The sequence below is a fragment of the Streptomyces sp. NPDC041940 genome (assembly GCF_055589465.1).
Map to the genome: position 1 here is coordinate 45,273 of NZ_JBVJBP010000019.1, position 25,698 is coordinate 70,970.

At 72.0% G+C, this 25,698-nt stretch carries 22 protein-coding genes; 11 read left to right on the top strand and 11 right to left on the bottom strand.

From position 1 onward, the window contains the following. Positions 1 to 14 precede the first annotated feature (14 nt). Positions 15 to 1,556, bottom strand: a complete 1,542-nt coding sequence (locus ACZ6I3_RS27930) for an MFS transporter (RefSeq protein WP_469418318.1) — start codon at positions 1,554 to 1,556, stop codon at positions 15 to 17. 99 nt (positions 1,557 to 1,655) lie between these two features. Here ACZ6I3_RS27930 and ACZ6I3_RS27935 point away from each other — a divergent pair, with 99 nt between their 5' ends. Then, the gene (locus tag ACZ6I3_RS27935; protein ID WP_469418320.1) at positions 1,656 to 2,240 is read left to right on the top strand and encodes a TetR/AcrR family transcriptional regulator; all 585 of its coding nucleotides are present in this window, start codon (positions 1,656 to 1,658) and stop codon (positions 2,238 to 2,240) included. Here ACZ6I3_RS27935 and ACZ6I3_RS27940 read toward each other — a convergent pair. The 6 genes from ACZ6I3_RS27940 to ACZ6I3_RS27965 all read right to left on the bottom strand — a co-directional run bounded on the left by ACZ6I3_RS27940 (position 2,194) and on the right by ACZ6I3_RS27965 (position 9,098). Further along, positions 2,194 to 2,907, bottom strand: coding sequence for an ATP-binding cassette domain-containing protein (locus ACZ6I3_RS27940; RefSeq protein WP_469418322.1), 714 nt, complete (start codon positions 2,905 to 2,907; stop codon positions 2,194 to 2,196). The two genes, ACZ6I3_RS27935 and ACZ6I3_RS27940, sit on opposite strands and share 47 nt — an antisense overlap. Beyond that, positions 2,904 to 3,872, bottom strand: coding sequence for an ABC transporter ATP-binding protein (locus ACZ6I3_RS27945; RefSeq protein ID WP_469418324.1), 969 nt, complete (start codon positions 3,870 to 3,872; stop codon positions 2,904 to 2,906). Before ACZ6I3_RS27945 ends, ACZ6I3_RS27940 begins: the two co-directional genes overlap by 4 nt. Next, a complete protein-coding gene (locus ACZ6I3_RS27950; protein WP_469418325.1) occupies positions 3,862 to 5,616 on the bottom strand; it encodes an ABC transporter permease subunit in 1,755 nt (584 codons plus the stop codon). The genes ACZ6I3_RS27945 and ACZ6I3_RS27950 overlap by 11 nt, the downstream gene beginning before the upstream one ends. Continuing rightward, the gene (locus tag ACZ6I3_RS27955; protein WP_469418327.1) at positions 5,613 to 7,109 is read right to left on the bottom strand and encodes an ABC transporter substrate-binding protein; all 1,497 of its coding nucleotides are present in this window, start codon (positions 7,107 to 7,109) and stop codon (positions 5,613 to 5,615) included. The genes ACZ6I3_RS27950 and ACZ6I3_RS27955 overlap by 4 nt, the downstream gene beginning before the upstream one ends. A gap of 85 nt (positions 7,110 to 7,194) precedes the next feature. Next, complete coding sequence (locus tag ACZ6I3_RS27960; RefSeq protein ID WP_469418329.1) at positions 7,195 to 7,839, bottom strand: HAD family hydrolase; 645 nt, start codon at positions 7,837 to 7,839, stop codon at positions 7,195 to 7,197. An 11-nt stretch (positions 7,840 to 7,850) separates the two neighbouring features. Then, entirely contained in the window at positions 7,851 to 9,098 is a 1,248-nt protein-coding gene (locus ACZ6I3_RS27965) for a PucR family transcriptional regulator (RefSeq protein WP_469418331.1), read from the bottom strand. 191 nt (positions 9,099 to 9,289) lie between these two features. Between ACZ6I3_RS27965 and ACZ6I3_RS27970 the strand changes: the two genes are divergently transcribed. The 4 genes from ACZ6I3_RS27970 (at position 9,290) to ACZ6I3_RS27985 (ending at position 12,899) form a co-directional block, all read left to right on the top strand. Continuing rightward, positions 9,290 to 10,216, top strand: a complete 927-nt coding sequence (locus tag ACZ6I3_RS27970; protein ID WP_469418333.1) for a proline dehydrogenase family protein — start codon at positions 9,290 to 9,292, stop codon at positions 10,214 to 10,216. A gap of 54 nt (positions 10,217 to 10,270) precedes the next feature. After that, positions 10,271 to 11,902, top strand: coding sequence for an L-glutamate gamma-semialdehyde dehydrogenase (pruA, locus tag ACZ6I3_RS27975; protein WP_469418334.1), 1,632 nt, complete (start codon positions 10,271 to 10,273; stop codon positions 11,900 to 11,902). 74 nt (positions 11,903 to 11,976) lie between these two features. Continuing rightward, on the top strand, positions 11,977 to 12,519 hold the full coding sequence (locus ACZ6I3_RS27980; RefSeq protein ID WP_469418335.1) for a GNAT family N-acetyltransferase: 543 nt from the start codon (positions 11,977 to 11,979) through the stop codon (positions 12,517 to 12,519). Between the two features lie 248 nt (positions 12,520 to 12,767). Further along, positions 12,768 to 12,899: a hypothetical protein gene (locus ACZ6I3_RS27985; protein ID WP_086014670.1), complete on the top strand. Its 132-nt coding sequence runs from the start codon at positions 12,768 to 12,770 to the stop codon at positions 12,897 to 12,899. A 46-nt stretch (positions 12,900 to 12,945) separates the two neighbouring features. Here ACZ6I3_RS27985 and ACZ6I3_RS27990 read toward each other — a convergent pair whose 3' ends face one another. Continuing rightward, a complete protein-coding gene (locus ACZ6I3_RS27990; protein WP_469418337.1) occupies positions 12,946 to 14,514 on the bottom strand; it encodes a purple acid phosphatase family protein in 1,569 nt (522 codons plus the stop codon). 118 nt (positions 14,515 to 14,632) lie between these two features. Between ACZ6I3_RS27990 and ACZ6I3_RS27995 the strand changes: the two genes are divergently transcribed. The 3 genes from ACZ6I3_RS27995 to cimA all read left to right on the top strand — a co-directional run bounded on the left by ACZ6I3_RS27995 (position 14,633) and on the right by cimA (position 19,159). After that, positions 14,633 to 15,676 carry a 3-isopropylmalate dehydrogenase gene (locus tag ACZ6I3_RS27995; RefSeq protein WP_184598610.1) on the top strand — a complete coding sequence of 348 codons (1,044 nt, stop codon included), beginning with the start codon at positions 14,633 to 14,635 and terminating at the stop codon, positions 15,674 to 15,676. Between the two features lie 244 nt (positions 15,677 to 15,920). After that, on the top strand, positions 15,921 to 17,009 hold the full coding sequence (locus tag ACZ6I3_RS28000; protein WP_469418339.1) for a branched-chain amino acid aminotransferase: 1,089 nt from the start codon (positions 15,921 to 15,923) through the stop codon (positions 17,007 to 17,009). A 545-nt stretch (positions 17,010 to 17,554) separates the two neighbouring features. Further along, entirely contained in the window at positions 17,555 to 19,159 is a 1,605-nt protein-coding gene (cimA, locus tag ACZ6I3_RS28005; protein WP_469418340.1) for a citramalate synthase, read from the top strand. Positions 19,160 to 19,265: 106 nt separating this feature from the next. Here cimA and ACZ6I3_RS28010 read toward each other — a convergent pair whose 3' ends face one another. Next, entirely contained in the window at positions 19,266 to 19,952 is a 687-nt protein-coding gene (locus ACZ6I3_RS28010) for an SLATT domain-containing protein (protein ID WP_469418342.1), read from the bottom strand. A gap of 145 nt (positions 19,953 to 20,097) precedes the next feature. Here ACZ6I3_RS28010 and ACZ6I3_RS28015 point away from each other — a divergent pair, with 145 nt between their 5' ends. Continuing rightward, positions 20,098 to 21,459 carry a hypothetical protein gene (locus ACZ6I3_RS28015; protein WP_469418343.1) on the top strand — a complete coding sequence of 454 codons (1,362 nt, stop codon included), beginning with the start codon at positions 20,098 to 20,100 and terminating at the stop codon, positions 21,457 to 21,459. Positions 21,460 to 21,489: 30 nt separating this feature from the next. Here the strand turns inward: ACZ6I3_RS28015 and ACZ6I3_RS28020 are convergent, their stop codons facing one another. After that, complete coding sequence (locus ACZ6I3_RS28020) at positions 21,490 to 22,662, bottom strand: Cmx/CmrA family chloramphenicol efflux MFS transporter (protein ID WP_469418457.1); 1,173 nt, start codon at positions 22,660 to 22,662, stop codon at positions 21,490 to 21,492. A 165-nt stretch (positions 22,663 to 22,827) separates the two neighbouring features. Next, the gene (locus ACZ6I3_RS28025) at positions 22,828 to 23,766 is read right to left on the bottom strand and encodes a DMT family transporter (RefSeq protein ID WP_469418344.1); all 939 of its coding nucleotides are present in this window, start codon (positions 23,764 to 23,766) and stop codon (positions 22,828 to 22,830) included. Positions 23,767 to 23,838: 72 nt separating this feature from the next. On the opposite strand from ACZ6I3_RS28025, the gene ACZ6I3_RS28030 reads away from it, so the two are divergent. Together ACZ6I3_RS28030 and ACZ6I3_RS28035 are read left to right on the top strand one after the other, a co-directional pair. Beyond that, entirely contained in the window at positions 23,839 to 24,423 is a 585-nt protein-coding gene (locus ACZ6I3_RS28030; RefSeq protein WP_469418346.1) for a TetR/AcrR family transcriptional regulator, read from the top strand. Between the two features lie 39 nt (positions 24,424 to 24,462). Continuing rightward, positions 24,463 to 25,041, top strand: coding sequence for a YdeI/OmpD-associated family protein (locus tag ACZ6I3_RS28035; protein ID WP_469418347.1), 579 nt, complete (start codon positions 24,463 to 24,465; stop codon positions 25,039 to 25,041). Positions 25,042 to 25,698: the final 657 nt, after the last annotated feature.

Below are 25,698 nucleotides of genomic sequence, written 5' to 3' on the forward strand. Positions count from 1 at the left end.
CGGGGCTTTCGCCCTCAGACGCCGGACGGGCTGAGCTGATCAGCCCGTCCGGCGTTCTGCCGTACGGGGATCCGCCGCAGGGTCACCGTGGCGGCCACCGCCGCTCCGGCCAGCAGCACCGCGCCCGTGATCGCCGCCGCGTGCATACCGCTGGTGAAGGCCTCCCGTGCCGCCGTCGCCAGGGCGTCTCCCGCGCGCCCCGGCAGCCGGTCGGCGACGGCCAGGGCGCCGCCCAGCGTCTCGTGGGCCGGGGCGGGCGCCGATGCCGGGATCTCGTGGCGGTAGACGGCCGTACCGATGGAGCCCAGGAACGCCATGCTCAGCGCGCCGCCGAACTCCGTGCCCGTCTCCAGCAGGGACGACGCCGTACCCGCCTTCTCCACCGGGGCCGCGCTCAGGGCCAGGTCCGCCACCTGGGACATGACGGCGACGACCCCGCAGGCCAGGACGGCGCAGGCGGCCAGCAGCAGCCAGAGCGAGTCCGTACCGGCCAGGGCCAGCAGCACATAGCCGCACGCGGTGACCGCGAAGCCCCCGCCGACGACATACGCGCGGGGAACGCCCCGCTGTACCAGCTGTGCGCCGGCCACGGCCGCCAGTCCGATGGGCACCGACGGCAGCAGGCTCCACAGCGCCGCCTCCAGGGGGCCCATGTCCAGGACCGACTGGATGTACTGCGTCGTGAAGTACGCCGAGCCCATCATGCCGAAGGCGGCGACGAGGTTGAGGACGACGGCCGGGCCGAAGCCGCGGGCCCGGAACAGCTCCGGTGAGATCAGCGGGGACACCGCCGTGCGCTGGCGGTGGACGAAGAGCGCGGCGAAGAGCAGACCGAAGGTCACCGACAGCGCGTACCGCACGTCCCAGCCCTGCGACGCGAGTTCCTTGAGGCCGTAGATCACGGGGAGCACCGCCGCCATCGACAGCGGAACGCTCAGCAGGTCGAAGCGGCCGGGGCGCGGGTTCCTCGACTCGGGCAGCAGGAAGGGCCCGAGGATCAGGAGCAGTGCCATCGCGGGCAGATTGACCAGGAAGACCGAGCCCCACCAGAAGTGCTCGACGAGTACGCCGCTCATCACCGAGCCGAGCGCGATGCCGGCGGTCATCACACCCGACCACACGCCGATCGCCTTGGTGCGCTGCGCGGGGTCGGTGAACATCGTGCGCACCAGCGCCATCGTCGACGGCATCAGTGTCGCGCCGCCGATGCCGAGGACGGCGCGGGCGGCGATCAGGGTCTCGGCGCTGTTCGCGTAGGCCGCCACCAGGGAGGCCGTGCCGAAGGCGGCGGCGCCGAACAGCAGGAGCCGGCGGCGGCCGATGCGGTCGCCCAGCGAGCCCATGGTCATCAGCAGGCCGGCCAGGACGAAGCCGTAGCTGTCGAAGATCCAGAGCTGTTGGGTGGCGCTCGGCTCCAGGTCGGCGCTGATCGCGGGGATCGCGAAGTAGAGGACGGAGACGTCCATCGAGACCAGCAGCAGCGGCAGCATCAGCACGCCGAGGGCCGTCCATTCGCGGCGCCCGGCGAGGGCGGGAGAGTGCGGTTCTGTCGTCATGGGCAGGACTGTACGACCGTATTAAACGCTTGTCTAGTACGACTGTGTAATACGCTCGTCTGGTACGAGTGTATGGATTCGGGGGTAGGGTGAGGTGCCATGGGACACCGTGAGGATCTGCTCGAGGGCACCAAGCGCTGCCTGCTGGCGAAGGGGTTCGTGCGCACGACCGCGCGCGACATCGTCAAGGAGTCGGGGACCAACCTGGCGTCGATCGGCTACCACTACGGCTCGAAGGACGCGCTGCTCGCAGAGGCGTACCTGTCGCTGGTCGGCGAATTGTCCGACGCCTTCGAGGGCGAGGAGCCCGGGGCGAGCGAGGCTGAGCCCGGCTCGCTGGAGCGGTTCCAGGAGGTGTGGTCCAACATCATCGGAACCATGCGGGGGCCCGGTTCGATGTGGCGCCTCAGCATGGAGATCGTGGCCATGGGTGACCAGTTGCCCGTGGTGCGCGACCACCTGGCGCAACAGCAGCGGGATGCCGAGCGCGCCCTGGTCGCGCTCTTCATGGGTGTCCGTGAGGAGGACGTCCAGGACAAGACCCTGGACACGCTCGGCAGGTTCTACACGACGCTGATGACGGGGCTCATCGCACAGTGGAACTTCGATCCCGAGCGTGCTCCCGACGCCGAGGCGCTCACCGCAGGGCTGCGCCAGGTGATCGCGGCCGCCGACCGGACGTGACGCGGCCCTCGCGCATCTCGATCACCCGGTCCGCGAAGTGCCGTACGACCGCCCGGTCGTGGCAGATGAACAGGTAGCCGAGGCCGAGGTCCTCCTGGAGTCCGGCGAGCAGATTCAGTACGCCCGCCCGTACCGACGGGTCCAGCGACGACACCGGCTCGTCCAGGACCAGCAGGCGTGGGTCGCAGGCCAGGGCGCGGGCGATGCCGGCGCGCTGGCACTGGCCGCCGGAGAGTTCGTGCGGCCGGCGGTCGCCGTACGCGGGGTCGAGGCCGACCCGGTCGAGGAGTTCGGCGACACGGGCGGGCCCGTCGGCGGGGTGCCAGCGGCCCTGGACCTTCAGCGGTTCGGCGACGGCGTCCCGGATGCGGTGGCGGGGGCTCAGCGAGCCGTACGGGTCCTGGAAGACAGGCTGCATGCGGGGGCGCAGCGGACGCAGCTCGCGTTCCGGTAGGGACGTCAACTCCCGTCCCTCGAAATGAACTTGACCACCGGCCGGGCGGTGCAGCTGGAGCACCGCCAGGGCTGTGGAGGACTTGCCGCAGCCGGACGGGCCGTTCAGAGCGAGGGTCTCGCCGGCGGCCAGGGAGAAGGAGATGCCGTCCACGGCGGTGAGCCGGCCGTAGCGGACGACGAGGTCGCGGACGTCGAGCAGCGGGTCGGTCATGCCTGCTGTCCCTCCTTCAGGAACAACTCGGTCGCGGGGTGGGGGAGTTCCTCATGGCGGTGGCAGGCGACCAGGCGTCCGGCCGCCTGCCGGGGCTCCGGTTCCGTCGTGTGGCAGGGTTCCGCCGCGAGCGGGCAGCGCGGGGCGAAGGCGCAGCCCGGCGGGAGTGTGCCCGGGGCGGGCGGGGTGCCGCGCAGGGTGGGGAGCCTGCGGCCCGGGGGAGCGTGCTGGGGGAGCGACGCCAGCAGCCCGGCCGTGTAGGGGGCGCGGGGGCGGGCCAGCACCTCGTCCGCGGGGCCGAGTTCGGTGAGTCGTCCGGCGTACATGACCAGCATCCGGTCCGCGTGGCCCGCCACGGCGTCCATGTCGTGGGTGACCAGGACCAGCGCGGCGCCGACCGCCTCCCGCTGCTCGGCGAGCAGCCTCAGCACCTGGTCGCGGCGTTCCTCGTCGAGGGCGGTGGTGGGCTCGTCGGCGACCACGAGATCGGGCTCGTTGATCGTGGCCATGGCGATCACGGCGCGCTGCCGCATGCCGCCGGAGTACTCGTGCGGATACGCCCGCGCCTTGTGGACCGCGTCCGGGATGCCGACGCGGTCCAGGGCCGCGACCGCCCGGGCCCGCGCCTCCTTGCGGGAGACCCCGGACACCGACCGGACGGCGGCGGCGAGTTGGTCGCCGACCGGGTGCACGGGGGAGAGGGCGGACAGGGCGTCCTGCGGGACGAGGGTGATGCGGCTGCCGCGGTGGGCCGAGAGGTCCGGGGCGATCGTCCCGCCGGTGCTCGCGCCGCGCGGCGTCATGCCGAGGAGCGCGCGGGCCGTGAGGGACTTGCCCGCCCCCGACTCGCCGACGATCGCCAGGACCTCACGCGGCAGCACGTCGAAGGACAGGCCGCGCACGGCCTCGACTCCGTCGAACGAGATACGGAGGTCGCTGACGGAGATCAGTGCCTCAGACTTCAACGACGGTCTCCTTCTTGGCGGGGGCAGGGGTGGCTCGGCGTACCCTCCGGCCTTGGGTGAGCGCCGCGCCCGACACCGCGAGACCCGCCAGCAGGGCCAGGGCCACCGCCGGGGCGAGGGCCGCCCACGGAGCGCGTTCCACATAGGCCCGGGACTCCTCCAGCAGCAGACCCCACTCGGGGGCGGGCGGCTGGGCGCCCAGGCCCAGGAAGCCGAGGGACGCCAGGGCCAGGGCGATGCCCGGCAGCCGCAGCAGGGCATGGCGGGCGACCGGGCCGGCCACGGACGGCAGGACATGCCGGGTGAGGATCCAGAACGGGCTCGCCCCGATGGCCCGTTGGGCGGTGAGGAACGCCGAGGCCCGCACCTCCTGCACCAGGGCCGCCGCGTGTGCGGACAGGGCCGGCCAGGAGATCAGCGCGACCGCCAGGGCCGCCCCGCCGGTGCCCGGTCCTACGGCCGCCGCGACCAGGATGCCGACGATCACCGGGGGCAGGGCGTTGGCGATGTCCGACGCGCCCGCCGCGACGCCCGGCGCGAAGCCCAGCACGAGCGCGATCAGCAGGCCCAGCAGGCAGACCGCCGTCGCGGTGCCGACCGTCGAGGCGGCACCGTGGCCGAGCCGGGCGAGCACGTCACGGCCGAGCCCGTCGGTGCCGAGTGGATGCCCCCAGGAGGGCGCGGCGAGACGGACGGTCGTGTCCACGGCGTACGGGTCGCGCAGCACGCCCCAGCCGATGGTGAGCAGCAGGACGGCGGCCAGTACCAGCGGGACCGCCGGGTGCGCGCGGACCGGGCGGGCCGGCGGCAGCGTCAGCCCGGCGTCCCGCAGCGCGGGCCCCAGCAGCCGGCGCCGTACGCCCGCCGCCATCGCGCCCGCGACCAGCCCGAGCAGCAGCAGCGCGAGGACCGCGCCCTGGAGCAGCGGAAGGTCCTGCGACCTGGCGGCGCCGAGGGCCGTACGGCCGATGCCCGGAACCGCGAACACCGTCTCCACGGCCACCGCACCGCCCGTCAGGCCGACAGCGACCATCCCGAACTGCGGGACCAGCGGCGGCAGGACGCGCCGCAGCGCCGCCCCCGCGATCCGCGCCCGGCTCACCCCGGCGCTCCGCCACAGCTCCGCCCACCGCTCGTCGAGCACGGCGGGCAGCGCGTCCGCCACCAGCCGCCCGAGCAGCCCGCCCGCCGGGACGCCCAGGGCGAGCGCGGGCAGCACCAGATACTCGACGCTCTGCCAGCCCGACGTCGGCAGCCAACCGAGCCACACCCCGAACACCAGCAGCACGACGGTGGCCAGCAGAAACTCGGGTACGGCGGCCAGCATCGCCGCGCACGCCCCGGCCGAGCCGCGCCCGCGCACCAGCACCGGCGCCACCAGCGCGGCGGCCAGCAGCACCGCCACGCCGAGCGCCGCGCCCATCAGCCCCAGCGACACCTGGAGCCCGGCGACCACGGAGGGCAGTACGTCGTGGCCCGACACCCAGGAGGTGCCGAAGTCGCCGTGCAGCAGGTCGGCGGCCCACCTCCCCAGCAGGGACAGCGGACCGGCGTCCAGGCCGAGGTCCCGGCGGATCGCGGCCAGGGCCTCCTCGGTCGCCTCCTGCTCGGCCGACCGGGCACGCAGCACGGTGAGCGCCGGGTCGCGGTGGGAGAGCCAGGGCAGGAGTCCGACGACGGCCAGGACGGCGAGGAGACCGAGGCAGCGGGTCAGCCCGGCCGTGTTCTTCCGGACGGACCTCACTTGACGTAGGTGTCCGCGGTGACGAGTTCCCGCTCACGCGGGTCGTGCGCGGCGTTCACGACCCCGGCGGCATCGCCCTGGATCACGCGCTCGTGGAGCATCGGCACGGCCGCGTCCGTCGCCAGGACGGCGGCCTCGGCCTCGACGACCGCCTTGCGGCGGGCGTCGCCGACCGGGGTGTCGGTGGCCTTTTTCAGGGCCTTGTCGACCTCGGGGTCCTTCAGGTGCGAGAGGTTGAAGGTGCCCTGGGAGGCGAAGTCGCTGTAGAGATACGCGGCCGGGTCGCCGGAGTCGAGGACGGTGGCGCGGGAGAGGACGAACGCGTCGAAGCGGCCCGCGAGCGCGTCGGACTCGATGTTCGCGTACTCGCGCACGTCCAGCTTCACCTTGAACCCGGCCTTCTGGAGCCGCTGTTGCAGCGCGGCGGCGACCTCGGGCATCTCGGAGCGGTCGGTGTACGTGCCGATGGTGACGGTCTTGCCCGCCGGGTCGCCGGGCTCGGCCCGCTTGACTGGTGTGCGCAGGTCGGCCGCCCAGGGGAGGGCGGGTCCGAGCAGGCCCCTGGCGACGTCGGCGCGGCCCTCGTACACACCCTTCACGACCGACTCGGCGTCGATCGCCTCACGGGCCGCTGCCCGGATCGCGGGATCCTCGAAGGCGCCCTTCTCCGTGTTGAGGTAGAGGGTGTTGGTGCGCGGCATCGGGACCTCGGTGACCAGGTCCTGGTCGAGGACGGCGGCCTGCGAGACGGGGATCGCCTCGACGATGTCGGCCTCGCCGCTGCGCAGTGCCGCCGCGCGGGCGGTGCCGTCCGGGACGAACTTCACGTCGATGCCGGGGGCTTCGGCCTTCCCGCCCCAGTAGCCGTCGTAGCGGTCGAGGGTGGCGGAGGAGGTGCCGTCGACCTTCGTCAGCTCGAAGGGTCCGGTGCCGGCGCCGACGGGGTCGACCGTCTTCCCCCGATAGGCCTTCGCCGCCAGGATCGCCAGCTGCGGGGAGCTGAGACGCTGCGGGACCAGGGGGTCCTCGGTGGCGGTGGTGACGGTGACCTTGTCGCCGTCGGCCTTCGCGGTCAGGTCCACGCCGTCGAGGATGCGGGGCTTGGGGGAGGCGGTGGCGGCCTTCGTGAGGGCGCGGACGACGGATTCGGGGGTGAGCTCGGTGCCGTCGTGGAAGGTGACGCCGTCGCGGAGGGTGAAGGTCCAGGTCCGGCCGGACTGCTTCCACTCGGTGGCGAGCGCGGGCCGGGCGTCGCCCTCCGCGTCCAGCTTCACGAGTGTCTCGGCGGTCGACCAGCGCGACAGTTTGAACGCGTCGTCGGAGAGCGGCGAGAGAGCGGAGCGGGGTGGCTGGAGCATGGCGACGCGTATGCGTTTCCCGCCGGGCCCGGAGTCGTCCGTGGCCTGCTGGGTGCCGGTGAAGCAGCCCGTGAGCAGGACGGAAGCGGCCGTGAGGGCGGCGGCGGGGAGCAGGCGGCGAGCGGGCAGGCGCACGGGGCCCTCCGGGTAAAGGGGTGGTCAAGAGAGCGGTTGCGCCGACCTTAGCATTGACAATCGTTTTCAACAATTGACGGTTGGATCACATGAGGGTGCGAACGACCGAGTCGATGGCGGAGGCGGCGTCGGAGGAGGTCCGGGTGGGACGCATGACCGTCTCGGGCCAGCGGCGGCCCGCCGACACCCAGACACTCGGGACGCCGATGGCCGCCGCTCCGGCGATGTCGGCGTGCGCGGAGTCGCCGATCACCCAGGCGCCGTCGAGGGACGCGCCGACCGTGGCGGCAGCGGCGTGGAAGATCTCCGGCGCGGGCTTCTTGTGGCCGACGGCCTCGGAGACGACCCAGCCGTGCGTCAGCGCGTCGAGGCCGGTGTTCCGGATCTTCGCTTCCTGCTGTGCGGTACGGCCGTTGGTGACGATGACCAGGGTCCAGCCGGCGGTGATCGCCCGGTCGAGGGCGGTGCGGGTGGGGGCGTTCAGGACGACGCGGTCGGCCGCGCCCCGGTCGAGCAGTGCGCGGACGGCGTCCTGGCCGATGCCGTACCGGTCGTGCAGGGCCCGGGCGACCTCCTGGCGGGGCGTATAGCCGCTGGCGTCGAGGGTCATGACCCACTCGATGTCGTGCGGGGGCAGTCCGTACTCGGCGAGAAACGCCGTCACCGCGCCGCGGAACGCCGCGTCCCGGTCGATGAGGGTGTTGTCGAGGTCGAGCAGCAGTAGGGGCACCGGGCCGGTCCTCACAGTCGGTGTGCCTTCAGGGCCATGTGCAGCAGCAGCCGGTCCTCGCCGTCGTCCAGGTCCAGGCCGGTCAGCTTCTCGATCCGGGACAGGCGGTAGTACAGGGTCTGGCGGTGGATGCCCAGTTCGGCGGCGGCCCGGGCGGCCTGGCCGGCGCAGTCGAGGTAGACCTCGGCGGTACGGGCGAGTTCCCGGTGTGCCGGGAAGAGCAGGGTGTGTACGGCGGGGTCGCGGGCCACGTCCGGCGGCAGCGCGGTGAGCAGCCGGAACGGCCCGATCTCCGACCATTGCACGACCGGCCCCAGCCGGGCCTCGGCCAGCGCCGCACGGGCCGCGGCGGACGCTTCCCACCAGGCGGTGCCCAGCTCTGCGAGGCCGGAGCGGGGGGTGGCGAGGCCGGCGGCGGTGCCGGCCGGACCGTGGGCGGAGGCACCCGCGTGACCGGACCCGGACCCGGACGCGGATCCGGGCCCGGCGGAGGAAGCCCTGCCGCCCGCCCGCTCCAGCAGTCGCGCCGCCGCCGTGGTCGCCGGAGTCAGTACGTCCGTCGAGCGCAGGCGGATCAGCAGGGCCACGCACTGGGCCGACGCCCCCCACGGCAGCGTGCACAGGGCCGTCGCGCCCGGCATCGTGCGGACCGAGGGGGCGTCGTCGGGGTCGGCCGAGGGCCAGGGGGCCACGCAGACCACCGTGTGCAGACCGTCCGCGCGGGGGCCGAGGGCGGTGCGGAGTTCCGCGATGGCCATGTCGCGCTGCCAGTCGCGTTCCGCCGTGAGGACGGCGCGCAGTTCACGGCTGAGGTCGGCACCGTGCTGGGCCTCGTCCGCGAGCAGCGCCCCGATCCGGGTCGTGACCCGCATGGCGGCGGAGAGCTGGCGTTCGCTCGGGCCGGGATCGTCGTCCAGGAGCCAGACATAGCCGTGGACCACGCCCCGGTGGCGGACCGGGAGGCAGATCCGCCCCCGGTTCACCCCCGCCTCCGGCGTCGGCGGGATCCGCACCGGGCCGGTCGCGCGCGTGATGCCGAAGCCCTCGAACCACGCCCGGACGGCCGCGGTCGAACGGCGGGTGAGGATCGAACGGGTGCGCACCGGATCCAGGGCCGATGGATCGAGGTCGCCCTCACTGTCGTACGCCCCGAAGGTGATCAGCTCGAAGTCGCGGTTCTCCAGCGTCGCGGGCGCGCCGAGCAGCTCCGAGATCTCGTCGACCAGCTCCTCGTAGTCGCCCCGGTGTTCCGACGTCATGCGGGCATTGTCCCCCACCGGCCACCACCCTTCATACATCTGTCTGAGATCTGCGGCACGGATGCGTGACAGCTGTCGATGGCCGACGATCGAAGGGATCCCTAGGTTTCACGGTGGTTCTCCGCGCCGTACCCGAAGCGTCATCCGCACGAGGTCCGGCCATCCGTTTGGTTGTGCTCTGGAGGTGCCCCGTGCTGGGTCCCGTGATTCTCGCCGCGTCTCGCAGCGACCGGATGCGACGTCTGATCTCGGCGGCCCCGGTGACCAAGCAGGTCGTCGACCGCTTCATCCCGGGCGAAGGCGTCGACGACATCGTCCCGGTGGTCCGGGACCTCGCCGACCGGGGTCTGGAGCTGACGATGGACGTCGTCGGCGAGGACATCACCAACCCCGTGCAGGCCGCCGCCGCCCGGGACGCCTACCTGGAGCTGATCGACCGGCTGAAACCGCTGGAACTCGGCACCCGCGCCGAGATGTCGGTGAAGCTGTCGATGTTCGGGCAGGCGCTTGAGGACGGCCACGAGCTGGCCCTGAAGAACGTGCGCCCGGTCGTCGAGGCCGCCGCCGAGATCGGCACCACGGTCACCCTCGACGCCGAGGACCACACCACCCTGGACTCGATGTTCGCCATCCACGAGGAGCTGCGGAAGGACTTCCCGCAGACCGGCTGCGTCATCCAGGCCTATCTCTTCCGCACCGAGGCCGATGCCCGCCGCCTCGCCGCGAACGGCAGCCGGGTGCGCCTGGTCAAGGGCGCGTACAAGGAGCCCGCCTCGGTCGCGTACCAGGACAAGCACGAGATCGATCGGGCGTACGTACGGATTCTCGGTACGTTGATGGAGGGGACGGGGTACCCGATGATCGGGTCCCACGACCCGCGCCTGATCGCGATCGGCCAGGAGCTCGCCCACCGCGCCGGGCGCAAACTGGACGAGTACGAGTTCCAGATGCTCTACGGCATCCGCGGCGACGAGCAGACCCGCCTCGCCGCCGAGGGCCACCGCATGCGCGTGTACACCGCCTACGGCACCGACTGGTACGGCTACTTCATGCGCCGGCTCGCCGAGAAACCGGCCAACCTGCGGTTCTTCGCACGATCGATGCTCACCAAGGGCTGACAGCCCTTCAAGGGCTGAGACCGAACCACCGCTCAGTAAGGAGTTAGGGAAAACATGGACGCTGTGACCCAGGTCCCCACCCCCGTCAACGAGCCGGTGCACGGCTACGCCCCCGGCTCGCCCGAGCGTGCCCGGCTGGAGGCCAGGCTGAAGGAGCTGGCCGACAACCCCGTCGACCTGCCCTGCACCATCGGCGGCGAGAAGCGGATGGGCGGCGGCGAGGCCTTCAAGGTCGTCCAGCCGCACAACCACCAGGCCGTGCTGGGCACGTACCGCAACGCCACCCAGCAGGACGCCCAGGACGCCATCGACGCGGCCCTGGCCGCCGCGCCCGCCTGGCGTGCCCTGTCCTTCGACGACCGCGCGGCGATCATCCTGCGCGCCGCCGAGCTGCTGTCCGGCCCCTGGCGCGAGACGCTCGCCGCCTCCACCATGCTGGGCCAGTCCAAGACCGCGCAGCAGGCCGAGATCGACACGCCCTGTGAGCTGATCGACTTCTGGCGCTTCAACGTCTCCTACGCCCGCGACCTGCTCGCCGAGCAGCCCCCGGCGAACTCCCAGGGCGTGTGGAACCGTCTGGACCACCGCCCGCTGGAGGGCTTCGTCTACGCGGTCACGCCCTTCAACTTCACCGCCATCGCGGGCAACCTCCCGACGGCCCCCGCCCTGATGGGCAACGTCGTCGTCTGGAAGCCGTCGCCGACGCAGACCCACGCCGCCGTGCTGCTCATGCAGCTGCTGGAGGAGGCCGGTCTGCCCAAGGGCGTCATCAACCTCGTCACCGGCGACGGCATCGAGGTCTCCAAGGTCGCCCTGGAGCACCGCGACCTCGCCGGGATCCACTTCACCGGCTCGACCCCCACCTTCCAGTACCTGTGGAAGACGGTCGGCAACAACATCGAGAAGTACCGCACCTACCCGCGCCTCGTCGGCGAGACCGGTGGCAAGGACTTCCTCGTCGCCCACCCCTCGGCCGACCCGGCGATCCTGAAGACGGCGTTCACCCGGGGTGCCTTCGAGTTCCAGGGCCAGAAGTGCAGCGCCACCTCCCGCGCGTACATCCCCGCCTCGATCTGGAACTCCGGCTTCAAGGAGGAGCTGGCCGCCGAGGTCGACGGCATCAAGATGGGTGATGTCACCGACCTGTCGAACTTCATCGGCGCCGTCATCGACGAGCGTGCCTTCGCCAAGAACAAGGCCGCCATCGACCGCGCCAAGGAGGACGCCTCCTGCACGATCGTCGCGGGCGGCAGCTACGACGACTCCGAGGGCTACTTCGTCCGGCCGACCGTCATCGAGTGCAGCGACCCGGAGAACGAGGTCTTCCGCACCGAGTACTTCGGCCCGATCATCGCCGTGCACGTCTACGAGGACGACAAGTACGACGAGATGCTGACCCAGATGGAGTCCGTCTCCGACTACGCCCTGACCGGCTCGGTCATCGCGAACGACCGCGCGGCGGCGGCCTACACGGCGGACAAGCTCCGCTACGCGGCCGGCAACTTCTACATCAACGACAAGTCGACCGGTGCCGTGGTCGGCCAGCAGCCCTTCGGCGGCGGCCGTGCCTCCGGCACCAACGACAAGGCCGGCGCCCCGCAGAACCTGATGCGCTGGACCCTGACCCGCGCCATCAAGGAGACGCTGGTCCCGCCGACCGACTACACGTACCCGCACATGGGCTGACCCCAGCCGCCGCACCGACGGGCCAGGTCGCAAAGACCTGGCCCGTCGGCATGTCCGGGGGAAAGACTGGTCCGATGACCACCCGAGTGCGTACCGCCCACACCGCCGATATGACCCCCGCCGAACTCGACGCCGTACGGGCCCTCCTGGACGCCGCCTTCGAGGGCGACTTCGGCGACGACGACTGGGACCACGGCCTCGGCGGCATGCACGCCCTCGTGCACGACGGAACGGGCCTCGCCGCGCACGGGGCGGTCGTGATGCGCCGGGTGCGGCACCGCGGACGGTGGCTGCGCGCCGGGTACGTCGAGAACGTCGCCGTCCGCGCCGACGCCCGCCGCAGCGGCCTCGGCGGGCGGATCATGGGCGAGCTGGAACGCGTCGTCGAGCGGGCCTACGACCTCGGCGCCCTGTCCGCCAGCGACGACGGCGCCCGGCCCTACACCTCCCGCGGCTGGCGGCTGTGGCGCGGTGAGGTGCACGCCCTCAGCCCGGCGGAGGGCGAGATCCGCCTGCCGGACGAAGAGGACAGCACGTATGTCCGGCCGGCCCTCGCCGGTGCGCTCGACCCCGCGCACCCCCTGCTCTTCGACTGGCGCGACGGAGACGTGCTCTAGAAATCACCGCAGCTCAGCGCGGTGTGACGTAGTCCACCGTCTCAGATAGTAGGAAGTCCGAGTAATTGTGGAGACAGACGCTCCGGCCTCCCTTAGTTTTGTAGGAGCCGAACGTCTCGCTCGACCAAGCGAATGGCGGTCGTGAGCCGGGCCCCGTGCAGGCAACCCCTGCGGCCGTCGCTCCCCGCCCCACCCGGCGTCTCGTAACCCTCCCTTGCACTCCGTGCTGTCGAAGGAGTCGATTTCCCATGGCCGAGACGACCGTCCGCCGCCGAGTCCGTCACGCTTCCCGGACGACCGAGTCCGACCGCAAGAACGCCGCCGCCGCGCTCCAGCGCGCCCTCGACCGCAGGGACAACGGCGGATCCACCGGCCACTGAGCCGCCCCTGGACCGGGAGCCGCCCGACGAGGCGCGGTGCGGGGCCTCACGCCCCGCGCCGCACCTCGAAATGGTCGATCCGCTCCCCGCTCGACGCCAGCGCCGACACCCTCAGCTTCGGCGCGGCGCCGCTCTCCGCCTCCACGGAGAGGAACGAGAACCCGCGGTAGCGCACCCGCGACCATTCCACCGACTCCGCCTTCGTGTCCTGGGACTTCGTCCACCGGAACGTCGCGACCGACTCACGGTCGGCGGTGTTCCCCTCGTAGCTCTCCTTCACGCCGTCGGGGAAGCCGTACAGCTCCTTGCCGCCGCCGCCCGCGGTGACGTAGACGATCCCGTCCCGCCTGGGGTCCGTCGTCCCGCCGACCGGCACCGGCCTGCCCACCTCGCCGTTCTTGACGGCGTCGGTCCGCTCGTAGACGTGGTTGTGCCCGTTGATCACCAGGTCCACCTCGTGCTGGGCGAACAGCGGCAGCCACTCGGCGCGCACCCCGCCGTCGGAGGCGTGCGTGGACGTCGAGTACGCGCAGTGGTGGAAGTAGACGACGATGAAGTCGACGTCCTTCGCGGCCCTCAGCTCGCCGAGCTTCTTGTCCAGCCACTTCGTCTGCCTCCCCTCCGTGTAGCCGAAGTTGGCGGGGATCTCGTACGACACGTCGTTCGCGTCCAGCGCGACCACGCCGACGTTGCCGTAGGTGAAGGCGTACACGCCCGGTGCGGTACGCGCGTCGAAACCGCTGTCCGGCAGGGAGAAGCGGGCGAGCTGGCCGCCGTACCCGTCCGGCGAGTACCAGGCCTCCATGTCGTGGTTGCCGGTCGTCACCATCCACGGCACCGACCTGGCGACCGGCTCGGTCTGCTTGAGGAACCGGTCCCACTGCCCGGCGTCGAAGACGTCCGACTCCTTGCCCTTGCCGGTCGGATCGGCGTAGCAGATGTCACCGGCGTGGAGGTGGAAGGCGGGCTTCTGGCGCAGCAGCAGACGGTCGTTGAGGGCCGCCTCCTCGCCGACGCCCTGGTCGCCGAACGCGGTGAACACGAACCGCTCGGGCGGGCTCGCGGGTGCCGTGCGGAAGGACGTGATGGTGGACCGGTGGTCCGGGGAGGCAGGGTCGAAGCCCTCGTGGCCGACGCCGTAGTAGTACGTCGTGTCCGGGCGCAGGCCGTCCAGCGCCGCGTGCAGGTAGTACTGGTCGACCGCCGCCCGTACGCCCTTCAGCTCCGGGGTGTGCAGATCGCGCAGCTCCGCCTCCACCTTGCGGCCGAGGTCGTCGGGGCGCGTGCCGACCCGGACGTACGGCTTCCTCACCGCGAGCGGCACCTGCCAGGAGATCCGCATCTGCGTCTTCGGGTCGGAGCCGAAGGCGAGATGGCGGCCGAAGGGGGTGATGAGGGATCCGGGCGCCTTCGACGTGCTCGGCGACGGGTCTCTCGTCGCCGTGGCGCTCCCGGTGCCGGAGCCCGAGCAGCCGGTCAGCAGCCCGCTCGCCACCGCGCCCGCCGTCACCAGCGTGCGCCGCCGCGACAGCCGCGTCCGCAGATACTCGTGCTGTTCCGCCATGCTCATCCGGTCCGCGAGCCGCCGCGGAATGCCGAAGTCGGGAGTCTCCATGCCAGTCAACTTCCCAGCAAGGCCCAACACCGGTCTGACATACGGGTGAACGAGGGGCGACGTGTCCGTATCGCGGACACTGCGTGTCATCCCATGGGACGAGGAGTAGGGTGCCCGCATGTCTCGCAGCATCAATCTCGCAGTGATCCCCGGTGACGGAATCGGCCAGGAGGTCGTGACCGAAGGGCTGAAGGTCCTCTCCGCCGTCCTTCCGCAGGATGTGAAGCTGGAGACCAAGGAGTACGACTTCGGCGCCCGGCGCTACCACGCCACCGGTGAGACCCTCACCGACGCCGACCTCGACGCCCTGAAGAAGCACGACGCCATCCTGCTCGGCGCGATCGGCGACCCGAGCGTGCCGTCCGGCGTCCTGGAGCGCGGCTTCCTGCTCAAGCTCCGCTTCGCCTTCGACCACCACGTCAACCTGCGCCCGTCGAAGCTGCTCCCGGGTGTCGCCACCCCGCTGGCCGGCGAGCCGGAGATCGACTTCGTCGTGGTCCGCGAGGGCACCGAGGGCCCGTACACCGGCAACGGCGGCACGATCCGCAAGGGCACCGAGCACGAGGTCGCCACCGAGGTCTCCGTGAACACGGCCTTCGGTGTCGAGCGCGTGGTCCGCGACGCCTTCGCGCGTGCTCAGGCCCGCCCGCGCAAGAAGCTGGCGCTGATCCACAAGAACAACGTGCTGACCTTCGCGGGTCACCTGTGGACGAACATCTTCAACAAGGTGGCCGAGGAGTTCCCCGAGGTCACCACCGAGTACATGCACGTGGACGCGGCGACGATCTACCTCGTCACGCAGCCCGAGCGCTTCGACGTCATCGTCACGGACAACCTCTTCGGCGACATCGTCACCGACCTCGCCGCTGCCGTCTCCGGCGGCATCGGCGTGGCCGCCTCCGGCAACATCAACCCGTCCGGAGACTTCCCGTCCATGTTCGAGCCCGTGCACGGCTCGGCCCCGGACATCGCCGGCCAGGGCAAGGCCGACCCGACCGCCACCGTGCTGTCCGTCGCCCTGCTGCTGCGCCACCTCGGCCACGAGGCCGAGGCCGACCGTATCGACGAGGCGGTCGCCGCCGACCTCTCGGAGCGCACGGGCAAGCCCGCCCGCTCCACCACGGAGATCGGCGACGCGCTCGCCGTACGAGTAGCCGGCTGACCCGCCGCTGCTTTTCGCAGAGCCGCCGGGTCGCATCCGCACCCGGCGGCTTTCGCATGTTCCCCGCCGGGTGCCACCATCGACCACCGGGTCGCATTCACCCCGTTCCTTCCTCCGCCGCCCACGGGCGATAATCGAACGCGAGGCCGCGGAATGAGGGAATGCTCGGACGTCCTAGCACTGGTCACATTCAGAGCAGTACCGAGCGCGGCCCGTCACTACAACCGGTGAAGGACATCAACCCATGACGACGCCCACGATCGAGCTCAAGCCCTCCGCCAACCCGCTCTCCGCCGCAGAACGCGAGGCGATCCTGGCCAACCCCGGGTTCGGCCGCCACTTCACCGACCACATGGTGACGATCAAGTGGACGGAAGGCCGAGGCTGGCACGACGGACAGCTCGTGCCGTACGCGCCGATCGCCCTCGACCCCGCCACCACGGTCCTGCACTACGCGCAGGAGATCTTCGAGGGGCTGAAGGCCTACCGCCGCCCCGACGGGTCGGTCGCCACGTTCCGTCCGGAGAAGAACGCCGAGCGCTTCCAGCGTTCCGCGCGCCGGCTGGCGATGCCCGAGCTGCCGGTCGAGACGTTCATCGAGGCGTGCGACGCGCTGGTGAGGCAGGACAAGGGGTGGGTCCCGGCGCACGGCGGTGAGGAGTCCCTCTACCTGCGCCCGTTCATGATCGCGACCGAGGTCGGGCTGGGCGTGAAGCCGGCCAACGAGTACCTGTTCCTGGTCATCGCCTCCCCGGCCGGGGCGTACTTCCCGGGCGGCGTGAAGCCGGTCTCCATCTGGGTTTCCGAGGACCGGGTGCGTGCCGTCCCCGGCGGCATGGGCGACGCGAAGACGGGCGGCAACTACGCGGCGTCCCTGCTCGCGCAGGCCGAGGCCGCGACGAAGGGGTGCGACCAGGTCTGCTACCTCGACGCCGTCGAGCACACGTGGGTCGAGGAGCTGGGCGGGATGAACCTGTACTTCGTGTACGGGGACAGGATCGTCACGCCGTCGCTGACCGGGTCGATCCTGGAGGGCGTCACCCGGGACTCCCTGCTCGCCGTCGCCCGTGACCTCGGGTACGAGGCCGAGGAGGGCCGGGTCTCGGTCGACCAGTGGCAGCGGGACTCGGAGAACGGGTCGCTGACCGAGGTGTTCGCCTGCGGCACGGCGGCTGTGATCACGCCGGTCGGTACGGTGAAGAGGGCCGGGGTGGAGTGGAAGCAGAGTGGGGGAGAGCCGGGGGAGGTCACGCTGAAGCTCCGTCAGGCGCTGCTGGACATCCAGCGGGGTACGGCTTCGGACAAGCACGGCTGGATGCACCAGCTGGGCTGAGCGGCCCGGCTCTCCGGGGGCTCCGCCCCCGGACCGTACGACGCGCGCGTACGTCCGTGACCTGCGCACCGGGCGCACCGTCCTGGCCAGCCCGGACGCCGACGGCGGGCCGAACGACCAGGGCGTGTCCGCCCCGGTGATCGACCGGCACGGCCGCGAGGTCGCCTTCAGCAGTTCCTCACCCGACCTCGTGCCCGGCGACACGTACGACACCTCCCACGTCTACGTGCGCCGTATCAGGTGACCGACCGCATCCTGAGACAACCGTGAGCGAGGCACGGGGGCTGTGCCAAACTTCCCCTGTGCTCTCGTTCGCCATGATTATTGGCAGCAGGCGCGCCGGTCCGCAGTGACCGCCACGTACGACCAGGTACGGGCGGACACCGTCGTCCTCGACCCGCGCGCAGACCTCTCGCACCCGCGAGAGGTTTTTCGCTTTTCTGGCCCACCCGCAGCCAGGAGCGAGAGCGCGAGGGAGTATGTGGGGGCGGTGGAGCCGGTCATTCCGGTACGACCGAGATCCAATCCTCAGGAGCCTTGAGACCATGACCGCAACCAGCGAACTCGACGATTCGTTCCACGTCTTCGACACCACCCTCCGCGACGGCGCCCAGCGTGAGGGCATCAACCTCACCGTCGCCGACAAGCTGGCCATCGCACGGCACCTGGACGACTTCGGCGTGGGCTTCATCGAGGGCGGCTGGCCGGGCGCGAACCCCCGGGACACCGAGTTCTTCGCCCGCGCCCAGCAGGAGATCGACTTCCGGCACGCCCAGCTGGTCGCGTTCGGCGCGACCCGTCGCGCGGGAGCGAAGGCCGCGGAGGATCCGCAGGTCAAGGCGCTGCTGGAGTCGGGTGCCGAGGTCATCACACTGGTCGCGAAGTCCCACGACCGCCATGTCGAACTCGCCCTGCGCACCACCCTGGACGAGAACCTGGAGATGATCCGCGACACGGTGTCGTTCCTGACGGAGCAGGGCCGCCGGGTCTTCGTCGACTGCGAGCACTTCTTCGACGGCTACCGGGCGAACCCGGAGTACGCCAAGGCGGTCGTCCGTACGGCCTCGGAGGCCGGCGCGGACGTGGTGATCCTCTGCGACACCAACGGCGGCATGCTCCCGGCGCAGATCCAGGCGGTCGTCTCCACGGTCCTGGCCGACACGGGTGCCCGGCTCGGCATCCACACCCAGGACGACACGGGCTGCGCGGTGGCGAACACGCTGGCCGCCGTCGACGCGGGTGCGACGCATGTGCAGTGCACGGCCAACGGCTACGGCGAGCGGGTGGGCAACGCGAACCTCTTCCCGGTCGTGGCGGCGCTGGAACTGAAGTACGGCAAGAAGGTCCTGCCCGACGGCCATCTGCGCGAGATGACCCGTATCTCGCACGCGATCGCCGAGGTCGTCAACCTCACGCCCTCCACGCACCAGCCTTACGTGGGCCTCTCCGCCTTCGCCCACAAGGCCGGGCTGCACGCCTCGGCCATCAAGGTCGACCCGGACCTGTACCAGCACATCGACCCCGAGCTGGTCGGCAACACCATGCGGATGCTGGTCTCCGACATGGCTGGCCGCGCGTCCATCGAGCTCAAGGGCAAGGAACTCGGCATCGACCTCGGCGGCGACCGGGAGCTGGTCGGCCGGGTCGTGGAGCGGGTGAAGGAACGCGAACTCCAGGGCTACACGTACGAGGCGGCCGACGCGAGCTTCGAACTCCTGCTGCGCACCGAGGTCCAGGGCAAGCCGCTGCGCTACTTCGAGGTCGAGTCCTGGCGTGCCATCGTCGAGGACCGGCCCGACGGGTCCCACGCCAACGAGGCCACGGTCAAGCTGTGGGCCAAGGGCGAGCGCACCGTCGCCACGGCGGAGGGCAACGGCCCGGTCAACGCCCTCGACCGGGCGCTGCGGGTGGGTCTGGAGAAGATCTACCCCCAGCTCGCCAAGCTGGAGCTGGTGGACTACAAGGTCCGCATCCTCGAAGGCAAGCACGGCACCCAGTCCACGACCCGCGTTCTGATCTCCACGTCCGACGGCGCGGGCGAGTGGTCCACGGTGGGCGTCGCCGAGAACGTCATCGCGGCGAGCTGGCAGTCCCTGGAGGACGCGTACACCTACGGCTTGCTGCGGGCGGGGGTGGCTCCGGCGGAGTAGCGCCTGCGCGGTGGGTGGTGGGTCGGCACGGGTGGGCGCGGCGGCACCCCGCTACGCCGGGCTGCGCACACACCCCGCCCCAGCACCCACGCCGGACACGTGAACGTCACATGGCCGAGTCGCGGGCGCGCGGTACCTGCGCGTCGCCCGGCCGCTCGCGCCCGGGCATGCGGTCCAGCCGGAAGAGCCCTGCCCCGCTCGACCGCTGCCCGGGCGCGTGGACGGTGGCGCGGGTCAGTTCCTCCACCCCGTCGGCCAGGTACCCGACCCAGGCCGAGCCCTCGTCCTCGATGATCCGCTGCGCGTCCGTCCGCAGCCGCTCGATCACCCCGAGCAGCGCGGCCTGCTCCTTGTCGCTGGGGGAGTCGGTGGCCCGCAGATATGTCTGCGCCCACTCGGACTGCGCCCTCTTGAGGATCTGCTGCAGCGCCTGCTGCGTACGGATGTAACGCGTCCAGGACGCCGAGAACCCGAAGATCCGGTCGAACAGGACACAGCCCGCCCCACCGGCCAGGAACACGAAGCCCCACTCGGGCTGCACGGTCGTGGGCGCGGCCGCGTGCACCAGCGGAGTGAGCGTGCCGACGATGCCCAGCAGCGCCGCCAGCGCCCGCAGCGACCGCGACCACAGCGACGGCCCCCGGCGCCGCGCCAGGTACCAGCCGATCGCCGTCGTCACCTCCGCCTCGGCATGCCGGAACAGTTCCCACAACAGGTCCGCCCGAGAACGCGAACGGTCCAGCTCGGTGAGTGCGGACACCGTCATGTCCACGGCCCTGCGTCTTGCGAACATGCCCCTGATCCGCCCTTCTGCTGTGACCGGTGGACCGGCCCGGCCCACGGCAGTAAGCCAGAAGGCATCGTAGGCGCAGCCGCGTCCCGAAATCCCCGTGCTTATCGATATCCCTTTCTGTACCGATTCAGGTAGCTTCGAACGTATGAAGGCCGCACTGGTGCGTACCGTCGTACGACTGCTGATCGCGCCGGTCGCCGCCCTGGTGGCGGTGCTGGTGGTGATGACGGCCGGTGCGCCGGGTGCGCACGCGGCCACCGACCTCTCGAAAGTCGCCGAGGAACTGCGCGAGAGCCCCGTCTACGTCGACCCGGCCGCCTCCGACCAGCTGGCGGCGTCGGACGCCGAGGCGCTCGCCGACAAGATCAAGGACGCGGACAAGCCCGTCTTCGTGGCGGTCCTCCCGGCCGGCACCCCCACGCAGGACCTCTTCCGGAACCTCCGCACCGAGACCGGCGTCACCGGCCTGTACGGCGTCCGCGTCGGCGAGCAGTTCGACGCCCGTGCCGACAGCTCGGTGATGAGCCGCCAGGCGGTGTCCAACCTGGTCACGGCCGTGCGGGACGCGGGCGACACCAAGGCCCAGCTCAACGACTTCGTCGACGGCGCCCTGCGCGGCGTGGGCGGTACGGCGCCGAGCAGCTGGAGCGACGGCTCGGAAACCGGCGTACCGGTCGGCGGCCTGATCACCTTCGGCGCCCTGGTCGCGGCCGGCGGCGCGGGCACCTACGCGGTGGTCCGGCGCAACCGGCGCCGCCACGAGGAGGAGCAGCGGGCCGCGCTGGAGAAGCTGCGGGTGGTCGTCGACGAGGACATCACCGCCTTCGGCGAGGAGCTCGACCGCCTCGACTTCCACCCCGGGGAACCCGGCGCCGACGACGCGATGCGTGCCGACTACGAGCGGGCCCTGGACGCTTACGAGCAGGCGAAGTCCCTGATGGCGGCCGCGACGAAACCGGAGGACGTCCGGCCCGTCACCCAGACCGTGGAGGACGGCCGGTTCTCCCTGGCCCGACTCGCGGCCCGGCGCGAGGGCGGCCGGCTGCCGGAGCGCCGCCCGCCCTGCTTCTTCGACCCGCGCCACGGCCCGGCGGTCGCCGACGCGAGCTGGACGCCCTCGGGCGGCACCACGCGCGACGTCCCCGTCTGCGCGGCCGACCAGACCCGGCTCGCCGAGGGCCGCGACCCGGAGATCCGCGAGGTCGACACCGACTACGGCCGCCGCCCGTACTGGGAGGCCGGCCCGGCGTACGGCCCCTGGGCCGGCGGCTACTTCGCCGGCGGCATCCTGCCCGGCCTCCTCGTCGGCACCATGCTCGGCAGCATGATGGCCGCCCCCGCCTACGCGGCCGACTACGGCTCCGGCTACGGCGACTTCGGCGGGTACGAGGGCGGTGACGTCTCCGGCGCCAACTTCGACACCGGCGACTTCGGGGGCGGCTTCGGCGGAGGGGACTTCGGCGGCGGAGGCTTCGGCGGTGGCGGGGACTTCGGGGGCGGCTTCTGACCGCCCCGGGGCGGTCAGAACGCCTACGGCTCAGTGTCGTAGCGCCTCTCGGTCCGCGAGCCGCCCACGCTGTCGCCACACCACCCCGGCCACGGCGCCCGCGAGCGCGACCAGACCCGCGCTCACCCACACCGGCGACCGGTACCCGAACCCCGCGCCGATCGCCGCGCCACCGGCCCAAGGGCCCAGCGCGGCGCCCACGTTGAACGCGGCCGTGGCGAAACCCCCGGCCAGCGTGGGCGCGCCCGGGGCCGCGTACAGCACCTGGGCGATCAGCGTGGAACCGACGCCGAAGGACAGCGCCCCCTGGGCGAAGACCAGCCCGAGGGCCAGGACCGGGTACCCGGCCCCGATCGCCAGCAGGCACCAGCCCACGCAGACCGCGACGCCCCCGCCGACCAGGACCGGCACGGGGCTCCGGTCGGCGAACCGCCCCGCGACGGTCACCCCCACGAACGACCCGGCCCCGAACAGCGCGAGCACCCCCGGCACCCACGCCCTGCCCAGCCCCGTCACCTCGGTGACCAGCGGCGCGAGATAGGTGAAGGTGCAGAACGTCGCGCCGTTCACGAGGGCGCCCAGCAGCAGGGTGACGATCAGCCGAGGGCTGCGCAGCGACCGCAGCTCACCGCGCAGCGCGGGCGGCGCGCCCTCGGCCGCACCGCCCGGCACGGACCACGCCACCGCCACCAGGGCCGGCAGCGACACCAGCGCCACGGCCCAGAACGCCGTACGCCAGCCCCACAGTCCGCCCAGCACGGCCCCGGCGGGCACCCCGGCCGCACACGCCAGCGTCACCCCGCCCAGCAGCATGGACGTCGCCCGGCCCTTGGCGTCCGCCGGGACCATGCCCACGGCGGCCACGAGGGCGACGGCGAGGAACCCGGCGTTGGCGAGCGCCCCCACGACCCGAGTGGCGAGCAGCACCTCGAAACTGCCGGTGAGAGCACCGACGACATGGACGGCGAGAAAGACGACGAGGAACGCCAGCAGCGCACCCCGCCGCGACCAGCGCCGCGCGAGACCCCCCACGAGCGGCGCGCCCACGACCATTCCCGCCGCGAAGGCGGAGGTCAGCGCGCCCGCGGCGGGGACCGACACCCCCAGATCCCGCGCGATGTCCGGCACCAGCCCGGACAGCATGAACTCGGACGTCCCTTGCGCGAACACGGCAAGGCCCAGCAGAAGAAGAGCGAACGGCATGAGGAAACTCCGCACCCGGAAGTCGACGACGAACACGACACGTCGGTCGGCGATCCGGCGGCGGAGCGAGGAAGGGGCCTGCCTCAGCGGCCCGGCATCACAAGCAGCCACCGGAGAGCCGGTGGCCGCACTCTGGACGCCTCGGGGCTGGACACGACAGGCACGTTAGGCGGATTCGGAGGACCGGGTCCACCGGTTTTCCTCCCGCTCTCCCCGCGCGGCGGTCACGGCCGCGTCCCCCCGGCCCCCACCGCGGCGGACGATCACGACGGCCGCGAGGCAGACGGCCAGCCCGAGGGCGGTCCGCACGCCGAACGGCTCACCGAACATGAGCGCGCCCCAGACGGCCGTGACCGGGGCCATGAGGAACATCAGGGTGTTGACCTCGGTGACGCCGGAGCGCTTCAGGATGATCCAGTACAGCCCGTACCCGCCGAACGTGGACAGCCCCACGAGCCAGGCGACCGCCACCCAGAACGCGCCCTCGGCCGGCGGTTCGGCCGCTCCGGCGCCCAGGGCCAGGACGGTGAAGAGCACGGCGCTGGTGGCGCAGTGGACGGTCAGCGCCACCGAGGGGGCGACCCGCGAGCGGGACCGGCTCTCCAGGAACGTCGCCGCGACCAGGGACAGCATGCCGAGCAGCGGGATGGCGTACGCCCACCAGGCCACGTCGGTCCCGGCGGCGGCGTCGGCCAGGGTCACCACGGCGACGCCGCTCAGTCCGAGGCCCAGTCCGATCCACTGCCGGCCCGAGACGTGGCTCCCGAGCAGCGGTCCCGCGAGGGCTCCGGCGACGAGGGGCTGGACGCCGTCGATCAGGGCCGTCGTGCCGCTGGAGACACCGAGCTGGATGGCGTAGTAGACGCTCAGCAGATAGCCGCTCTGCGACAGCACGCCGATCACGGCCTGCCGGGTCACGTCCCGGGCGGTGAGTCCCCGCCACGCCGATCGCGTGAGGACGGCGACGGCGATCAGGACCACGGCCAGCGGCAGGAACCGCCACATCAGGACCGTGAGCGCGGACGCGCTGCCCGCACCGAGCTTGGCTCCGATGAACCCGGAGCTCCAGCACAGGACGAAGGCGAGGGAGAGCAGGATGTTCACGACATCACAACCACTAGACAGATCGGTTTACCCGTTCCCGGTCGACTATACAGAACGGTATACTCGGGTGCCATGGGTACCACCGCCGAGAACCCCCGCCGGATCGCGATGACGCCGGCTGCCCGCCGCGCCCTGGAGGCCGCCGCGCGGCTGTTCTACGAGCGCGGCATCCACGCCGTCGGGGTCGACCTCATCGCCGCGGAGGCCGGGGTCACGAAGAAGACCCTGTACGACCGCTTCGGCTCCAAGGAGCAGATCGTCGTGGAGTACCTCGCCGACCGCGACGAGCGCTGGCGCGCCTTCCTCGGCGAGCACCTGGACGCGGCCGGACCGGACCCGAGGGAGCGTGTCCTGGCGGTCTTCGACGCCTCACACGCCTGGGCGCGGGACAGCAGTCCCAAGGGATGCAGCATGGTCAACGCCCACGCGGAGATCAGCGACCCCGCCCACCCGGCCCACCCGATCATCATCGGCCAGAAGCAGTGGACGCTCGCCCTGTTCACCGGCCTCGCCGCGGACCTCGCCCCGGACGAACCGGCCCGTCTGGCCCGGGCGTTGATGCTGCTGCACGAGGGCGCGCTCGTTGCCCACGGCCTCGGCGTCTTCCCGGACGCCATCGAGCACGCCCGCGAACAGGCACGCGCACTGCTCGCGTAGCGGACGGCACCTGTCCTACTCGGTCCCTACGGTGGCGACATGACCACCTCCGACGGCACGGGCCCGCTCACCTTCGCCACCGTGGCCGACCTGGACTCCTGGCTGACCGCCCACCCCGCCCCGCACCCCGGCCTCTGGGTCAAGGTCGCCAAGAAGGGTTCGGGCATCCCCTCCGTCAGCGCCGCCGATGTCAACGACGTGGCGCTCTGCCACGGGTGGATCACCGGGCAGCGCAAGGCCCTCGACGGGTCGTACTACCTCCAGCGGATCACCCCCCGGCGCCCCGGCAGCCTATGGTCCATGGTCAACGTCCGGCGGGTCGAGGAACTCACCGCCGCCGGCCGGATGCGCCCCGGCGGCCGCGACGAGGTGGCGTCCGCACGGACGGACGGCCGCTGGGACGCGGCCTACGCGTCCCAACAGGAGGCCGAGGTCCCGGAGGACCTCGCGGCAGCCCTGGAACGCAGCCCACGTGCTGCGGCGGCCTTCGAGAAACTCGGCCGAACGGACCGCTACCTCACCATGCTCGGCGTCCTCCGCGCCCGGACACCACGGAGCCGGGCAGCGCAGGTGGCAGCGGCGGTCACGAAGCTGGAGGGCGACGGGCGGGGTCGATGAGCCGGACGGTGGCCGGGCCGAAGGGAGTTGCTCTGGCGCTCGGGCGGGGGCTCGGCATCGCGGGGTGGGTCGCCTCGGGGTGGCCCCGCCGTTCGGGACCGGGCCGGACTCGGCGTGATGCGCCGCATCGCGCGGGCGCGGGTTGGTCGGCGGCCGGGTCCGGGTTGACCGGGGTGGCCCTGTCGCCCGGGCGTGCCTGGCCGCGCTGCCGCCGCCGGAGGGCCGGGTGAGCCGGGGGCCCGCTGCTCGGGTGCGGGCTCGGTGCTGAACGGGCTGGGTGCTGAACGGGCCGGCTCGAAGGGAGGCCGCCCCACCCTCGTTCGAGTGGGTTGGTGCCGTGCCGGACGGGTCGGCTTGATCGAGGGCCGCTCCACTGATCGGCCACGGGCCCGGTGCAGGACGGGCCGACTCGACGAGAGACGCCCCATCGTCCGGGCGGGCGCTCGGTGTTGGACGGTTGCGGGGCGAGGGAGGCTCGTTTCATGGCTCGGGCTGGGGGGCGGTGTCGGAGGGGCCGGGTGGACCCGGGGCCTCACCGTCCGGGTGGGGAGGGCTCGGAGTTGGACGGGCGGGGCGACGGAGGCTCGTCTCCTGGTTCGGGCTGGGGACGGTGTCGGAGCGGTCGGGCAGACCGGGGGCCTCACCGCCCGGGCGCGG

What these genes read in the sequence shown, in the direction of transcription:
- ACZ6I3_RS27930 (WP_469418318.1), bottom strand. Translation starts at nt 1,556, where the DNA reads ATGACGACAGAACCGCACTCTCCCGCCCTCGCCGGGCGCCGCGAATGG.
- ACZ6I3_RS27935 (WP_469418320.1), top strand. Translation starts at nt 1,656, where the DNA reads ATGGGACACCGTGAGGATCTGCTCGAGGGCACCAAGCGCTGCCTGCTG.
- ACZ6I3_RS27940 (WP_469418322.1), bottom strand. Translation starts at nt 2,907, where the DNA reads ATGACCGACCCGCTGCTCGACGTCCGCGACCTCGTCGTCCGCTACGGC.
- ACZ6I3_RS27965 (WP_469418331.1), bottom strand. Translation starts at nt 9,098, where the DNA reads ATGACGTCGGAACACCGGGGCGACTACGAGGAGCTGGTCGACGAGATC.
- pruA (WP_469418334.1), top strand. Translation starts at nt 10,271, where the DNA reads ATGGACGCTGTGACCCAGGTCCCCACCCCCGTCAACGAGCCGGTGCAC.
- ACZ6I3_RS27980 (WP_469418335.1), top strand. Translation starts at nt 11,977, where the DNA reads ATGACCACCCGAGTGCGTACCGCCCACACCGCCGATATGACCCCCGCC.
- ACZ6I3_RS27985 (WP_086014670.1), top strand. Translation starts at nt 12,768, where the DNA reads ATGGCCGAGACGACCGTCCGCCGCCGAGTCCGTCACGCTTCCCGGACG.
- ACZ6I3_RS27990 (WP_469418337.1), bottom strand. Translation starts at nt 14,514, where the DNA reads ATGGAGACTCCCGACTTCGGCATTCCGCGGCGGCTCGCGGACCGGATG.
- ACZ6I3_RS27995 (WP_184598610.1), top strand. Translation starts at nt 14,633, where the DNA reads ATGTCTCGCAGCATCAATCTCGCAGTGATCCCCGGTGACGGAATCGGC.
- ACZ6I3_RS28000 (WP_469418339.1), top strand. Translation starts at nt 15,921, where the DNA reads ATGACGACGCCCACGATCGAGCTCAAGCCCTCCGCCAACCCGCTCTCC.
- cimA (WP_469418340.1), top strand. Translation starts at nt 17,555, where the DNA reads ATGACCGCAACCAGCGAACTCGACGATTCGTTCCACGTCTTCGACACC.
- ACZ6I3_RS28010 (WP_469418342.1), bottom strand. Translation starts at nt 19,952, where the DNA reads ATGTTCGCAAGACGCAGGGCCGTGGACATGACGGTGTCCGCACTCACC.
- ACZ6I3_RS28015 (WP_469418343.1), top strand. Translation starts at nt 20,098, where the DNA reads ATGAAGGCCGCACTGGTGCGTACCGTCGTACGACTGCTGATCGCGCCG.
- ACZ6I3_RS28020 (WP_469418457.1), bottom strand. Translation starts at nt 22,662, where the DNA reads ATGCCGTTCGCTCTTCTTCTGCTGGGCCTTGCCGTGTTCGCGCAAGGG.
- ACZ6I3_RS28030 (WP_469418346.1), top strand. Translation starts at nt 23,839, where the DNA reads ATGGGTACCACCGCCGAGAACCCCCGCCGGATCGCGATGACGCCGGCT.
- ACZ6I3_RS28035 (WP_469418347.1), top strand. Translation starts at nt 24,463, where the DNA reads ATGACCACCTCCGACGGCACGGGCCCGCTCACCTTCGCCACCGTGGCC.